The organism is Flavobacterium sp. C4GT6 (genome assembly GCF_036347315.1).
GTDB lineage: Bacteria > Bacteroidota > Bacteroidia > Flavobacteriales > Flavobacteriaceae > Flavobacterium.
Genome location: NZ_JAZGZU010000007.1, coordinates 99,078 through 114,862 on the forward strand (window position 1 = coordinate 99,078; position 15,785 = coordinate 114,862).

Below are 15,785 nucleotides of genomic sequence, written 5' to 3' on the forward strand. Positions count from 1 at the left end.
ATCAGGATATATTATGAAAGGAATAACCCGTTCATTTTATCAAAGCGTTTAACGCAAACGTTGGTAAGACAATAAATAAGAACATCCATGCATCAGATACATGGATGTATATTATTTATTATTTTTTTGCTTCTTCTATGTAAGAAATAGCCTGACCAACAGTAGAGATGTTCTCAGCCTGATCGTCTGGAATCTGAATATCAAATTCTTTTTCAAACTCCATAATAAGCTCAACAGTGTCTAGTGAATCTGCTCCTAGATCATTTGTGAAGCTAGCCTCTGTTACAACCTCGTTTTCGTCAACACCTAATTTGTCTACGATAATCGCTTTTACTCTTGATGCAATGTCTGACATAATCTTTAATTTTAGAATTTAAATTGATGGCAAAAATAAAAAACTTTATTTTAAAACCATGTTTTACTAAAAAAATGTGAGTACTAAAATAAAAAATTAATTTCAGAAATTTGCCAGAGAGCCTTTATTTTACAGTTTATTATTCTTTTTTTTGCACTTTGAAAAAAAATTAAAAAAGGTATGAAAAACATAGTACTTTTTGCTTCAGGTGGGGGGTCTAACGCCGAAAAAATCATGGAATATTTCGGTAAAAAAGACGAATTTAATGTTGTTGGACTGTTTACTAACAACCCAAATGCGGGTGCAATTAGCAGAGCAAAAAGCTATAATGTGCCTGTTTTTGTGTTTAACAGGGAGGAGTTAAATGGTGATTTTGTGCTGAAAAACGTACAAAATTTAAATCCTGATGTTATTGTTTTAGCCGGGTTTTTATGGAAATTCCCGTCTAATATAATAGCTCAATATCCTGATAAGGTAGTGAATATACATCCTGCGCTGTTGCCGAAATATGGAGGAAAAGGCATGTATGGTATACATGTACATACTGCGGTTTTGGAAAATAAAGAGGAGGAAAGCGGCATTACCATACACTATGTGAATGATAATTATGATGAAGGGAATATTATTTTTCAGGCTAAGGTAAAAGTGTCTGACTGTACTTCTCCGCAGGAAGTAGCATCAAGGGTACTTGCTTTGGAACACGAACACTTCCCAAGGGTTATAGAAGAGTTTTTGAGTAAGTAATCTGATAATTAAGTTCTTTTCAAATGAAAATCACCATATAACCAAAATACACTAAAATAATGGCACACCAAATACATATATATACTGATGGCGCGGCTAAAGGGAATCCCGGGCCGGGTGGCTATGGTGTAGTTATGGAACAGGTGGGTACCGGTTATAAAAGGGAGTTTTATGAAGGTTTCCGACTTACTACCAATAATCGAATGGAACTGTTGGCTGTTATTGTTGGTTTGGAAAAACTTAAAAACCCGGGGATGTCAGTACTTGTGGTGTCCGATTCCAAATATGTTATTGATTCCATTACCAAAGGCTGGGTTTTTGGCTGGGAGAAAAAAGGGTATGCCGGGAAAAAAAATCCCGACCTGTGGAAACGCTTTCTTAAAATATACAGGCAACACAAAGTTGATTTTCAGTGGGTAAAGGGGCATAATAATCACCCTCAAAACGAACGTTGTGATCAGTTGGCTGTTATGGCTTCACAACAACCTGTTCTTAATGTTGATGCCTATTATGAGGCTGAAGGGGAGAAGTTGTTGTAATTAAACGGTCTTTCTAAGAAGTTTTTCCATTCTAAGAGTATATCTGTTAAATCTTGAGTTGGGATTTGGGGATATTTTTCGGGCTTGTTTCCATAGTAGAATATTGTTGTGTTGATTCCTATGGTCATAGAGGTGGTTTCTGTTCCTGTTTCGAACTCACTTATAAACCCGTTTCGTGTTTTTTCTATTTCCGGGATTAAATATTTTTCTATTTCATCTGATGAAGACCAGGTTAGCAAAAAGTCTGTTAGATGGGGTAATGAAGTTTCTGCTACAGGGAAATATTCTGCTTTTCCTGATTTAAAGGATTGTAATTTATAACGAAACGAAATCTTGTATTTGTCAATAAGGGTTTGGTTCATTTTAAAAAAATAATTTTGTTTACTCTTTTTCTTGTTGTCGTAAAGTAAGTAGTTTTATTTTGGCCAATTATAACTTAGCCATATTAAAATGGCACCTAATAGTATTAAACAAATTAAAGAACTGTAAAGAATCCCTGTCCCCGTTTTCTGTATTACAGGGTTTGTTTTTTGATATCGCATTATAAAACCAATCAATAAGCTTAATAAAGGAATTCCGAAAGCTAGTTCAGGATTGTCGAGTACTTTAATTAAACAAATAATTATAGCCAGTACAATGAAGGTGGTTAAAGCGGATATGGTTTTTACCATGGAATTGGTTTTATGATTTGGCTAAAATAAAAAATCCGCTATAAATTAATGTAGCGGATTATTCGTGTTTCTGTTGAAAAAGTGTTTAACTATTAAAAGCCTCTTCCAGTTTTGCGATGTCCAGCTTTTTCATTTGTAATAGCGCATTCATCACTTTACCTGTTTTAGTTTTATCGGGGTTACTAAGTAACTTGTAGAGTATATTTGGGACAACCTGCCACGATACATCAAACTGATCTTTAAGCCAGCCACACTGTTGAGATTCGGGGTTTCCGCCTTCACCAAGTTTTTCCCAGTAGTAATCAACTTCTTCCTGGTCTTCACATTTAATAATGAAGGAAACCGATTCGTTTAACTGAAATAAAGGTCCGCCGTTTAGTCCTACGAATTTGGTGCCGTGTGCAATAAAATCAACGGTCATTACAGCCCCCTCGGGCATGCCGTGTATTTCCTGTCCTTCTTTGCCATAATGTGTGGTACTTAGTATTTCGCCATCACTAAATACCGAGGTGTAAAATTTAGCGGCTTCTTCGGCATTTCTGTTAAACCATAAATTAATGGTAAGTGGTTCAAAGTTTTTAGAATTTTTCATAATATATTATTTGATTGATTTTAAGAATATTACAAAGTTATATGTAATGGTTTGAGGGTAAAGGGTGAATAACAGACAAAGCATGGTGTATATTCCGACAAACTATAAAAAATAGCTGTTAGAGGTATAAATGAAATTTATAGACAAATTTGTTGTTATCCAACTTATGGAGTATCTTTGCAGCTTCATTTTTAAACTGTTTATGAATAAATTACTTATTGTAGGTTCAGTTGCTTTTGATGCTATCGAAACACCTTTCGGGAAAACCGATAAGATACTTGGCGGGGCTGGGACTTATATTGGCTTAGCGTCTTCTTTTTTCAAAGTGAAGTCGGCCATCGTTTCAGTAGTAGGAGAAGACTTTCCTCAAGAGCACATCGACTTATTTACAAACAGGGGAATTGACGTTTCGGCCATTGAGGTGGTAAAAGGCGGAAAAACCTTTTTCTGGAAAGGGCGTTACCATAACGACCTTAACTCAAGGGATACCCTGGAAACGCAATTAAACGTACTTGGCGATTTTCAGCCTAAAGTTCCTCAAAACTTCAAAGATGCCGATGTGGTAATGCTGGGTAACCTGCATCCGCTGGTACAAATTAGCGTGCTTGACCAAATGGAGAAAGCGCCTAAACTTGTAGTGCTTGATACTATGAACTTTTGGATGGACTGTGCCCTGCCTGAACTAAAGGAAGTTATTAAACGTGTAGATGTTATTACCGTTAATGACGAGGAGGCAAGACAGCTTACTGGAGAATATTCTCTTGTTAAGGCAGCAGCTAAGATCCATGAAATGGGGCCTGAGTATGTAGTGATTAAAAAAGGAGAACACGGCGCATTGCTGTTTCATGATAAGCAGGTGTTTTTTGCACCGGCACTTCCGCTTGAAGAGGTGTTTGATCCAACAGGGGCAGGAGATACTTTTGCAGGAGGATTTACAGGTTATATAGCACAAAGCGAAAACCTGTCGTTCAAGAATATGAAGAACGCTATAATTTATGGTTCGACCCTTGCTTCATTTTGCGTAGAGCAGTTTGGTACCCAACGAATGGAAAATGTTTCTAAGGAAGGGGTAATAGACCGCCTGCAGCAGTTTAAGGCATTAACCCAGTTTGATATATCGCTGGATTTAGAAAACGAAGAAGAGTAAAAAATACTAAGGCCTCATTGTGGGGCTTTTTTTAATAAACACGACAATAACACAACTATGAGCGACGCTTTAAAGCATGAATGTGGTATAGCACTTTTAAGATTACGTAAGCCTTTAGAGTATTATAAAGAGAAATACGGTACGGCCTTTTACGGAGTGCAAAAAATGTATTTGCTGATGGAAAAACAGCATAACCGCGGTCAGGATGGTGCCGGGTTTGCGAGTGTGAAAATGGATGTTAAGCCGGGTCAGCGCTACATAAGCAGGATACGTTCTAACAAACAACAACCTATACAGGATATATTTACTCAGATAAACGGAAGGATTAATGAGGAGATGATTGCGCATCCTGAATATGCTAACGATGTGCAGTTACAAAAAGAAAATGTACCTTATGTAGGTGAAGTGTATTTAGGACACGTAAGATATGGTACGTTTGGTAAAAACAGTATAGAGAGCGTTCACCCTTTCCTTCGTCAAAACAGCTGGATGCACCGCAATCTTATCGTTGCCGGTAACTTTAACCTTACTAACGTTAAAGAGCTTTTTGATAGCCTTGTAGAATTAGGGCAGCACCCTAAAGAACTTGCCGATACGGTAACTGTAATGGAAAAAATAGGTCACTTCCTTGATGAAGAGGTGATTGATTTATATCAGGAATGTAAAAAAGAAGGCTTCACTAAACTGGAAGCTTCTGCAGAAATTGCTAAGAGATTAAATATTGCAAACATACTTAAGCGCGCTTCTAAAAAATGGGATGGCGGTTATGCTATGGCAGGTATGATGGGGCACGGAGACGCTTTTGTGATGAGAGATCCTGCAGGTATCCGTCCGGCATATTACTATCAGGATGACGAGATTGTGGTAGTTGCTTCAGAAAGACCGGTTATCCAAACCGTTTTCAATGTTCCGTTTGAGGCAGTTCAGGAGTTAGATCCGGGACATGCAGTAATCGTTAAGAAAGACGGTAGCATGAACATTGAGGAAATCAACCCTGCATTGCCTAAAAAAGCATGTTCGTTTGAAAGAATCTATTTCTCAAGAGGTAGTGATGCCGAGATATATGAAGAGCGTAAGCAACTGGGGCGTTTAGTATTGCCGCAGGTACTTGAGGCTATTGAAAGCGATACGGATAATGCAGTATTCTCATATATACCTAATACCGCAGAGACTTCTTTCTTCGGTATGGTTGAGGCGGCACAGGACTTCCTTAACAAAAGAAAGAACGATTATATACTTGATAACAAGGATACATTAACAGAAGATAGCCTTAGGGAATTACTTTCGGTTAAAATCCGTACAGAGAAAGTAGCTATTAAAGATGCTAAACTAAGAACCTTTATTACTGAAGACAGTAGCAGGGATGACTTAGTGGCTCACGTTTATGATGTTACTTATGGTGTTATCAAACCGGGAGATAACCTGGTTATTATTGATGACAGTATTGTAAGGGGTACTACGCTTAAAAAGAGCATCATTAAAATGATGGACAGGCTAAACCCTAAGCGTATTGTTGTAGTTTCTTCTGCTCCGCAAATCAGGTACCCTGACTGTTATGGTATCGATATGGCGAAGCTTGAAGGTCTTATTGCCTTTAAGGCGGCTCATGAGCTTCTTATTGAAAGAGGTATGGAGCATATTGTTGAAGATGTTTACAAGAAATCAAAAGCACAGGAAAATCTTCCTGATAACGAGGTGATAAACTATGTGAAAGAGTTTTACGCACCGTTTACAGATGAGGAAATTTCTAACAAGATAGCTGAGATGCTAAGTTCGGATGAGATTGATGCTGAGGTTAAGATTATTTACCAAAGTGTAGAGAATCTTCATAGGGCATGTCCGAAGAATTTAGGGGACTGGTATTTTACAGGTGAATACCCTACTCCGGGAGGTAACCGTGTGGTTAACAGGGCCTTTATTAATTTTTACGAGGGGAACGATGCAAGAGCCTATTAATCAGGCTTCAAAGCCTTGTTAATCACGGGTAAAAGTTGCATTTCGTCGATTATTTGAACTTTTTACCTGATTTTTCGTTGAAAAACTTGCAAAATATCAATCGTAATCTTAGTTTTACAGCAAAATAGCATTAGTAAATTAATTTTTACGGTATTTTTGGGGGCAAAGAAGGGGAAACATCGTTTCCCCTTCTTATTTTTAAAAAGCATTTCAATCGTTTAATATATTGCTGTTTACAGCAAAAAAGGGAGCTCAAATGAACTCCCTTTTTTTTTGTTGAATCAAAGAGTGTTTTACAATTTGATAACTTTTATTTTTCGTTAGCGTAACGTCTAGCTACTTCTTCCCAATTTACTACGTTAAAGAAAGCCTCAATATAGTCTGGTCTTCTGTTTTGGTAGTTTAGGTAGTAAGCATGTTCCCAAACGTCAAGTCCAAGTATTGGAGTTCCTCCACAGCCTACCTCCGGCATTAGCGGGTTGTCTTGGTTTGGAGTAGCGCAAACTTCAAGTTTACCACCTTTGTGAACACATAACCAAGCCCATCCCGAACCAAATTGTGTAGCTGCAGCTTTAGAGAATTTTGCTTTGAACTCTTCAAAAGAACCAAAAGCTTTTTCTATAGCAGCTTCAAGTTCACCTGTTGGCTGGCCTCCACCTTTTGGAGAAAGTATTTGCCAAAACAGGTTGTGGTTGTAAAAACCACCACCGTTATTTCTAACCGCACCGTTTGCCGGGTCCAGGTTAATTAAAATATTTTCAATTGTTTTACCTTCTAAGTCAGTTCCTGCTATGGCGTTGTTTAGGTTGGTAGTATATGCGTTATGGTGCTTTGTATGGTGTATTTCCATAGTGCGGGCATCAATATGTGGCTCCAGCGCATCATACGCATACGGAAGTTTTGGTAATTCAAAAGCCATAATATGTCAAAATTTAAAGATTAATATTAATTTTAATCCAAATTTAGAAATTTTACGCTTTATAACGAAATAAGATTTTGTTATAATTTATCTTACTAAATCCTAATTTCATAAAAAACGGAGTGAAAAAAGCTGCTTTTTCAATATACAACGCTTCTGCGGGCTCGGGGAAAACCTATATGCTTGTAAAAGAGTATTTAAAGATACTTCTGCTGGCAGGGAGCGACGATGCCTACAGAAAAATACTGGCTATTACTTTTACCAATAAGGCGGTAGAGGAAATGAAAAACAGGATTATTGCTAACCTGTCTGAATTTTCTAAAGATGAACCCGATATTAAGGCGGAAGGTTTGATGAAAACACTTTCGGCAGAAACCGGATTGTCACTGGCCACTATTAAAGATAAATCAAAAGCCATAATTAAACATATAATCCATAATTATGCTTCGTTTGACATCTCTACCATCGATAGGTTTACGCATAAGGTAATACGTGCTTTTGCACACGATCTTAATCTTTCGGTGTCGTTTGATGTATCACTCGAAACCGATAACCTGCTTCAGGAAGCGGTAGACGCTATTATTGCAAAGGCAGGCGAGAATGATGTGCTTACCAATTTGCTTGTGGATTTCTCGGTAGATAAGACGGATAATGATAAGAGTTGGGATGTTACCTACGAGTTGTTTGAAATAGGTAAGCTGCTTATTAACGAGAACAACCGTAATGAGGTAGCTCAGTTTAGTGATAAACCCATAGAAGAATTTCTTTTTATAAAGGAGAAGCTTAAACAGAATATTGAACAACTGGAGGAGGATAGCAGGCAGACTGCCGATGCTATTTTTGTCTTACTTGAAGAGAAGGGGATTGACTTAAAATCATTTTCCAGAGGTACATTTCCTAACCATGTTGGCTATATACAAAAAGGGGAACTGAAGTCTACCCATAAAAAATACCACGAACCGGAAGATATAGCGGTGAATAAGGCTGCGAAAGACAGGGAAGTGATTGAGGATATTTCGGGTGAGTTGATTGCTATGCTAAAAAGGGCTTATGTAAATTATGAGAAAAAGAATTTCTACGAAGCTTTCCTTAAAAATATCACGCCATTATCACTGCTTAATTCCATAAGCCAGGAATTGGAGCGTATTCAGAAAGAACAGAACGTACTTTCTATATCCGAATTCAATGCTATTATCTACAAGGAAATTCAAAACCAGCCTGCACCTTTTATTTATGAAAGATTAGGAGAAAGATACAGGCACTTTTTTATTGATGAGTTTCAGGATACCTCACAAATGCAGTGGTTTAACCTGATTCCGCTTATTGATAACTCCCTGGCATCTGAAGATATGGGGGTAAAAGGTTCGCTTATGGTAGTGGGCGACCCAAAACAGTCTATTTATCGCTGGCGTGGCGGTAAGGCCGAACAGTTTATAGAACTCAGTAAGGAATACAATCCGTTTTCTAATCCTGATAAGGAAATTATCGAACTGGGTCAAAACTACAGGAGTTACAGCGAGGTAATTAACTTTAATAACGAACTGTTTGGTATGCTCTCGGACGAATTTGATGATCCTGATTATAAGGATTTATATGCCAATCACAGCAGGCAGGACTTTAACAGCAAAACGGGGGGGTATGTAAACATCTCTTTCCTTCCGGAGGTTCAGAAGCAGGATGATGCAGAGGATGCACCCGATAAAAACCAACTGTATCTTGAAGCAGTGCTCCAAACCATACAAAAGGTTAGGGAGAAAGGTTTTGCTTACAGGGATATTGTTTTACTTACCCGCAAGAGACAACCAGGGGTATTGTTGGCTAATTTTTTAACCGAGAATAAAATCCCAATACTTTCTTCCGAAACATTACTTATTGAGAACGCGGCAGAGGTAAAGCTTATTATTAACCTGTTGAGGTATTTAAAAAGTAATGCAAATAAGGAGGCCAAAGCACACTTTTTATATTTTGCAGCTACCAGTCAGAATATGGGAGAGAAAACCCACGATTTCATTAGCGAAGGTATGGAACAGCCTAATGAGGAGCAGCTGGAAGCCTGGCTGGGAGAGCATGGTATACATATCTCCTTTAGGAATTGCAGAAAGCGTTCCCTGTATGAGGCGGTAGAAAGCATAATAGATGCTTTTATAAAAGATAAGAGCAACCAGTCGTACGTGCAGTATTTTCTTGATCTTGTATTGGAAAAAGATGTAAGGAGCCAGTCGGGTATATCCGATTTTCTGGAGTACTGGGATAATAACGGGTCGAAATTCAGTATCCCGTCTCCCGAAGGAAATGATGCTGTACGTATAATGACCATACATAAATCAAAAGGACTGGAGTTTCCGGTTGTGATTTTTCCTTTTGCCGAAGAGGATTATGCTAAATCTCCCCGCAGTAAAATGTGGTTGGAGCTAGATGATGAAACGCTTGGTTTTCAAAAAGCACTTATTGACAGTAAAAAAGAAGTAGCCGAATATGGCGAAAAAGCCTCACAATTATACCACATAAAATCGCAGGAAGAATTACTGGATAACATTAATATACTGTATGTGGCACTTACCCGTGCTGAGGAGCAACTGTATATAGTTTCGGGGAAGAACTTTACCTCAAAAGGAGAGCTTACCAATAATATGTCGTCTTATTTTATAAAGTATCTTATGCAAAAAGGACTGTATAATGATACGGTTTTGGAGTATGAGTTTGGTAGCCCTGTTAAGATTTCTGATAGTGAGGAGTATATTTCACATCAGGAAACTATTAAGGTAGTTGGGGAAAGGTTTAGTCCGCGTGGGGTTAAAATTGCACAGCGCGAATCATTAATGTGGGGTACTAACCAGTTAATGGCAATTGAGTTTGGTAATGTAATGCACGAAATACTGTCGTTCATTGAGACAGCTTCAGATATTGATCTTGCTGTTATTAAGGCAATAGAGACCGGTTTAGTAACGTCTGCTCAGGAGCAGGAAATTAAGCAAAGCCTGGAGTCAGTAGTAAATCATGAGGAATTAAAAGTCTTTTTTGCCGAAGGCGTTACAGTATTCAATGAACAGAATATAATAAGGAGAAATATACAAAATATTAAACCCGACAGGGTGGCTGTTAAAGGAAATAAGGCGTGGTTGCTGGATTATAAAACGGGGGCACATCAGCCCAAATATGAAAAGCAGCTGGCCGAATATGAAATGGCACTGCAGGAAATGGGATTTGAAGTTGCTAAAAAAGCATTAGTCTATATAGGAGAAACCATAAATGTGGTACATTTGTCGCAAAATTAGAGTTGATTTACATCATAAAAATATTAAACTGATAAACTATGTACGGAAAAATCAAGAATTATTTAGAGCAGGAGCTTGATGCTATCAAAGAAAACGGATTATATAAAAAAGAACGTATTATCGCTTCTCCTCAGGGAGCAGAAATTACCCTTGACTCAGGACAAAAGGTGCTTAACTTTTGTGCTAACAACTACCTTGGGCTTTCATCTCACCCAGAGGTAATCAAAGCGGCAAAAGATGCGCTAGATACTCACGGTTTCGGTATGTCATCAGTTCGTTTTATTTGTGGTACACAGGATATACATAAAACACTGGAGCAAAAAATAGCTGATTTTTACGGTACTGAAGATACTATTCTTTATGCAGCAGCTTTTGATGCTAACGGTGGTGTTTTTGAGCCGCTTTTAGGAGAGGAAGATGCAATAATATCAGACAGTCTTAATCATGCTTCTATTATAGATGGTGTTCGTCTTTGTAAAGCAGGACGTTACCGTTATGAGAATAACAACATGGAAGAGCTTGAAAAGCAACTTATAAAAGCTAACGAAGACGGAAGAAGATTTAAGCTAATCGTTACCGATGGTGTTTTCTCTATGGATGGTTTAGTTGCTCCACTTGATAAGATTTGTGACCTTGCCGATAAGTATGATGCTATGGTAATGGTAGATGAGTGTCATGCTGCAGGTTTTATAGGTGCTACCGGTAAAGGTACGCTTGAGGCTAAAAATGTAATGGGTAGGGTAGATATTATAACCGGTACTCTTGGTAAGGCTTTAGGTGGTGCTATGGGTGGTTATACTACAGCTAAAAAAGAGGTTATAGAGATACTGAGACAACGTTCAAGACCATACCTTTTCTCTAATTCACTGGCACCTTCAATTGTTGGAGCTTCAATTAAAGTTTTTGAACTTTTGAGTGAGAGTACTGAATTAAGAGATCAGTTAGAATGGAATACCAACTATTTTAAAGCCGGAATGAAAAAGGCTGGTTTTGATATTATAGACGGAGATTCTGCTATTGTTCCTGTAATGTTATATGATGCGAAGCTTTCTCAGGAAATGGCCGATAAGCTCCTTGAAAAAGGAATCTATGTTATAGGATTCTTTTACCCGGTTGTTCCTAAAGATAAAGCTAGGATAAGAGTGCAACTTTCTGCTGCTCATACAAAAGAACATTTGGATAAGGCAATCGCTGCTTTTACTGAAGTAGGGAGAGAATTAACGATAATTTAACTACATTTTCAGGTTTTAAGTAGGATAATTTGTATTAAATAGTTTTGTTGTTATTTTGTAACACGCTAAATTTGTCTACTATAACCTATTTGTAATTAAAATAAAAAAGTATGAAACATCTTAACAAATTAATCGTTGCTGCATGCATGGCAGTGGGCTTAAATGCTCACGCGCAGGACGAAAACAACCCATGGGCTGTTTCTTTTGGTGTCAATGCAGTTGATACCAGGACAAGTACAGCTGATGATTTTGGTGATAGATTTAGTGAGTTCTTTAATGCTAAGGATCACTGGAATATCATTCCTTCAGTTTCTTATTTAAACGTTTCCCGTTATGTTGGGCAAAACCTTTCGGTTGGTTTAACAGGATCGGTTAACAAAATCGACAAGCTTGTCGTTAAAGAAGCAGGAGAGCGTACTGTAATTAATCCGGGTGACGTAAGTTACTATGGTCTTGATGCCTCTGTTAAATACAGCTTCATGAACATTATCGGTTCAAAATGGTTTGATCCAGCACTTTATGTAGGTGGAGGTTACACCTGGATGGATGATAATGGTGATGCTACATTTAACTTTGGTGCTCAGTTTAACTTCTGGTTTACTGAAAACGTAGCTTTAACACTTCAGTCTGGTTACAAAAAATCATTTGCTGATAGCAGAATGGAACTTCCTTCTCACTTCCAGCACATGGCGGGTCTTACTTTCAAATTTGGAGGAAAAGATACAGATAAGGATGGTATCTACGATAAAGACGATTTATGTCCTAACGAGCCTGGTCTAAAAGAATTCCAGGGATGTCCTGATAGTGACGGTGACGGTATTCCTGATAAAGATGATGACTGTCCAACAGAAGCAGGTACTGCTGAGTTTAACGGATGTCCTGATACAGATGGTGACGGTATCCCTAATAAAAATGATGCTTGTCCGGATGTAGCAGGTGTTAAATCACTACAGGGATGCCCTGATGCTGATAGTGACGGTATCGCTGATAAAGATGATAAATGTCCAAATGAGGCAGGACCAAAAGAAAATGGTGGTTGCCCATGGCCGGATTCAGACGGTGACGGTGTACTAGACAAAGACGATATGTGTCCTGAAGTTAAAGGTACTGCTGCTAACCGCGGATGTCCTGAAGTTACTGAAGAAGTTATGAAACAACTTAACGACTATGCAAGAACTATACTGTTCAATAGTGGTAAAGCTTCTTTCAAAGAAGAGACTTATGAAGTACTTGAGAACATGAAAGAAATCTTAAAAGAGTACCCTCACGCTAAATTTAGCCTGGAAGGTCACACAGATAGCGATGGTAGCAACGAGCTTAACCAAACACTATCTGAAAACAGAGCTCAGGCTGTTAAAACTTATCTTGTTGAGCACGGTATTGCTACCGACAGGTTAAGAGCAGTAGGTTTTGGTGAAACAAGACCAATCGCTTCTAACAAAACGAGAGCTGGTAAAGCACAAAACAGAAGGGTTGAAGTTAAACTTATCAAAGATTAAGTTAACCCTCTAAAATAAATTAAAACGCCCCGGTTTTTCCGGGGCGTTTTTTTATTTTTATACCATGACACAAAATACTTTTCTTGATAAGCTAAGTGAAAAAATAGTAAGCAGTTACCCTGATAAACTTCAGGATATTGTTATCGTACTACCTAATAAAAGGGCGAAGGTTTTTCTTTTAGAGGCATTAAAAAGGCAACTTACTACAACTGTTTTTGCGCCGGAGATTATCAGTATAGAAGATTTTGTGCAAAACGTTTCGGGTGTTCGGGCTATAGATCCTATTGAACTGCTGTTTGAGTTTTATTCGGTTTATCTTGGGCTTACGGAGAAAGAAAAGCAGCAGCCTTTTGAAAATTTTGCCAACTGGGGTAAAACCCTGCTACAGGATTTTAACGAGATTGACCGTTATCTGCTAAATCCTAAACACGTACTTTCCTATCTTAAGGATATAGAAGACATTAAGCACTGGTCACTGGATATGGAGAACAGGACTACCATGATAGAGAATTATCTGGAGTTTTGGAACCTGTTACCGGTGTATTATGATGCGCTCTATGAGCATCTGCTTAAAAAAGAGGCAGGCTATCAGGGATTAGTGTATAGGGAAGCTGTTGGGAATATCAACCATTTTTCTAATGCCTTTAAAAAACATAAACTGATTTTTGCCGGGTTCAATGCACTTAATGCTGCCGAAGAGCGTATTATTAGGCATTTGCTTTCGGCAGGACAGGCCGAGATCTATTGGGATATAGATGAGACTTTCTTAAACGACCCATATCACGATGCAGGACTCTTTATAAGACGCTTTAAGCAATCCTGGAGGGAATATCATACTCAGCCTTTTGAATGGATTGCTAATGATTTTAGCAAAGAAAAGAATATAAAAATTATCGGTACACCAAAAACAGTTGGTCAGGCAAAAATAGCAGGACAGCTTGTAGAGAAGTTACAAGGTGAAGGTCACGGGCTGGATAAAACAGCGCTGGTGCTGGGGGAGGAGAATATGCTTATCCCGATGCTGTATAGTTTGCCAAATAGTGTAGGGAGTCTTAACATTACTATGGGCTATAGTAGTAAGAATAATCCGGCACAGTTGCTTGTCCAGAAACTGTTTAAAATGCATACCAATGCCATTAACAGGAGTGAAACCAGTTATACACTGTATTACAGGGAGGTACTGGATGTGCTTACGCATCCTTTGGTGGAACCACATTCGGGGGCATCTTACCTGGTAGATGTAATCAATAAAAACAATATTACCTTCTTCTCGCTCAATAAACTCTTTGAAATACAGGGAGAGGCTTCGCCTTTCTTCACTTTATTGTTTGAACGATGGGATAATGACGTGAAATCGGTATTAAGCCGACTGTCAGATATATTATTGCTGCTTAAACAGTTTATGGGTAATGACGATGAGGAAGAAAAAATAGCCAAAGCCTTTTTATATTCGGTATTCAAGGTGATTAATAAACTGATTAATTATGCCGACTCACACCCGGAACTGAATAACCTAGCCGTACTTTATACCATTTACAAACAGGTGGTGGAGCTGGCAGAGGTTTCTTTTGAAGGGGAACCGTTAACCGGACTGCAGGTTATGGGGGTGCTGGAAAGTCGTGTGCTTGATTTTGAAAATGTAATTATAACCTCAATGAATGAGGGGAAATTCCCGTCGGGGAAAACCCAAAACTCATTTATCCCTTATGATGTGAAAAGGGAACTGGGATTGCCTACTTACAAGGAAAAGGACGCGATTTACAGTTACCACTTTTACCATTTGCTCATGAGGGCAAAAAATATCTATCTGTTATACAATACCGAAAGTGAAGGACTTGATGCAGGGGAACGCAGCCGTTTTTTGACACAGCTTGAAATTGAGAAAAAACCGTTGCATAATCTGGAGAGTACAATTTACAATGCCTACCTGCCTGATAAGGCTTATGAGCCTATGCTGATACAAAAGTCAGACAAGGTTATGGAGAGGCTAAAGGAGATTGCTACGGGTAGAGGTTTTTCGCCATCGGCATTAACAGGGTACATCCGTAATCCAATACAGTTTTACTATCAAAGGGTTTTGCGTATCCGTGAGGTAGATGAGGTAGAGGAAAGTATTGCTCTTAATACGTTAGGTACCATTATTCACGGTGCATTGGAGGAACTCTATAAACCTTTTCTGGGTAAATTCCTTACCGTTCAGGATATAGACGGAATGAAGGCTCTTGCCGATGATGAGGTAATGCGACAGTTTGTTTTGGTGTACAAGGAAGGGGAGATTAAAAAAGGACGTAACCTGCTCGCTTTTGAGGTAGCAAAACGAAATGTACACAATTTGCTCAAACAGGAACGAAGGCTGATAGAGGAAGGCGATGCTGTAAAGGTACTGGCGCTGGAAGAAACCTTTGAGCGTTGGCTGGAAGACGGCAGGCTGCCTTATGCGGTAAAAATATCGGGTAATATTGACCGTATTGAACAACGCAACGGGAAAATAAGGATAGTGGATTACAAAACGGGTAAGGTGGAGAAAAACAACCTGGTGCTTAAAACATGGGAAGGACTACCTGCCGATATTAAAAATGAAAAGATAATTCAGCTGCTTACCTATGCTTTTATGTATGAACCTAACGTAAATGGTATGGAAACCGAAGCGGGAATCATATCCTTCAAGAATATGAAAACCGGATTTATGAACTTTAGTTTTAAAGAAGGTACAGAACGTAGCGCTCCGCTTATTAGTAGTATTGATACTGATATGCTTGCTGAGTTTAAAACAGAGCTTATAGGGCTGATAAATGAAATTCTTAACCCTAGTGTTCCTTTTGAGGAAAAACTGGATTAGAGTGCTTTATTTGTTGT

Annotated in this window: 12 protein-coding genes; 8 read left to right on the forward strand and 4 right to left on the reverse strand. The window is 38.5% G+C overall.

Translation table 11 applies throughout. From position 1 onward, the window contains the following. Nucleotides 1–118: 118 nt before the first annotated feature. A complete protein-coding gene (locus V3Z67_RS10325; protein WP_019037482.1) occupies nucleotides 119–355 on the reverse strand; it encodes an acyl carrier protein in 237 nt (78 codons plus the stop codon). Nucleotides 356–535: 180 nt separating this feature from the next. Here V3Z67_RS10325 and purN point away from each other — a divergent pair, with 180 nt between their 5' ends. Both purN and rnhA read left to right on the forward strand, forming a co-directional pair. Next, entirely contained in the window at nucleotides 536–1,099 is a 564-nt protein-coding gene (gene purN / locus V3Z67_RS10330) for a phosphoribosylglycinamide formyltransferase (protein ID WP_330443229.1), read from the forward strand. 59 nt (nucleotides 1,100–1,158) lie between these two features. Continuing rightward, nucleotides 1,159–1,638: a ribonuclease HI gene (gene rnhA, locus V3Z67_RS10335; RefSeq protein WP_330443230.1), complete on the forward strand. Its 480-nt coding sequence runs from the start codon at nucleotides 1,159–1,161 to the stop codon at nucleotides 1,636–1,638. On the opposite strand, the gene V3Z67_RS10340 is transcribed toward rnhA, so the two are convergent. Then, nucleotides 1,608–2,000 (reverse strand): hypothetical protein, encoded by a 393-nt coding sequence (locus V3Z67_RS10340; protein WP_330443231.1) that lies wholly within the window; start codon nucleotides 1,998–2,000, stop codon nucleotides 1,608–1,610. The two genes, rnhA and V3Z67_RS10340, sit on opposite strands and share 31 nt — an antisense overlap. Before the next feature lie 394 nt (nucleotides 2,001–2,394). Further along, nucleotides 2,395–2,901, reverse strand: a complete 507-nt coding sequence (locus V3Z67_RS10345; RefSeq protein WP_330443232.1) for a VOC family protein — start codon at nucleotides 2,899–2,901, stop codon at nucleotides 2,395–2,397. Between the two features lie 202 nt (nucleotides 2,902–3,103). Here V3Z67_RS10345 and V3Z67_RS10350 point away from each other — a divergent pair, with 202 nt between their 5' ends. Together V3Z67_RS10350 and V3Z67_RS10355 are read left to right on the forward strand one after the other, a co-directional pair. Further along, nucleotides 3,104–4,048 carry a PfkB family carbohydrate kinase gene (locus tag V3Z67_RS10350; protein ID WP_330443233.1) on the forward strand — a complete coding sequence of 315 codons (945 nt, stop codon included), beginning with the start codon at nucleotides 3,104–3,106 and terminating at the stop codon, nucleotides 4,046–4,048. 57 nt (nucleotides 4,049–4,105) lie between these two features. Continuing rightward, nucleotides 4,106–6,004 (forward strand): amidophosphoribosyltransferase, encoded by a 1,899-nt coding sequence (locus V3Z67_RS10355; RefSeq protein ID WP_330443234.1) that lies wholly within the window; start codon nucleotides 4,106–4,108, stop codon nucleotides 6,002–6,004. Nucleotides 6,005–6,314: 310 nt separating this feature from the next. Here V3Z67_RS10355 and V3Z67_RS10360 read toward each other — a convergent pair whose 3' ends face one another. After that, the gene (locus tag V3Z67_RS10360; RefSeq protein ID WP_035133274.1) at nucleotides 6,315–6,923 is read right to left on the reverse strand and encodes a superoxide dismutase; all 609 of its coding nucleotides are present in this window, start codon (nucleotides 6,921–6,923) and stop codon (nucleotides 6,315–6,317) included. Nucleotides 6,924–7,045: 122 nt separating this feature from the next. Between V3Z67_RS10360 and V3Z67_RS10365 the strand changes: the two genes are divergently transcribed. The 4 genes from V3Z67_RS10365 to V3Z67_RS10380 all read left to right on the forward strand — a co-directional run bounded on the left by V3Z67_RS10365 (nucleotide 7,046) and on the right by V3Z67_RS10380 (nucleotide 15,768). After that, the gene (locus tag V3Z67_RS10365) at nucleotides 7,046–10,198 is read left to right on the forward strand and encodes a UvrD-helicase domain-containing protein (protein ID WP_330443235.1); all 3,153 of its coding nucleotides are present in this window, start codon (nucleotides 7,046–7,048) and stop codon (nucleotides 10,196–10,198) included. Between the two features lie 38 nt (nucleotides 10,199–10,236). After that, a complete protein-coding gene (kbl, locus tag V3Z67_RS10370) occupies nucleotides 10,237–11,430 on the forward strand; it encodes a glycine C-acetyltransferase (protein ID WP_330443236.1) in 1,194 nt (397 codons plus the stop codon). A gap of 110 nt (nucleotides 11,431–11,540) precedes the next feature. Continuing rightward, entirely contained in the window at nucleotides 11,541–12,929 is a 1,389-nt protein-coding gene (locus V3Z67_RS10375; RefSeq protein WP_330443237.1) for an OmpA family protein, read from the forward strand. Between the two features lie 64 nt (nucleotides 12,930–12,993). Continuing rightward, entirely contained in the window at nucleotides 12,994–15,768 is a 2,775-nt protein-coding gene (locus V3Z67_RS10380) for a PD-(D/E)XK nuclease family protein (protein WP_330443238.1), read from the forward strand. The last annotated feature ends 17 nt before the right edge of the window (nucleotides 15,769–15,785 follow it).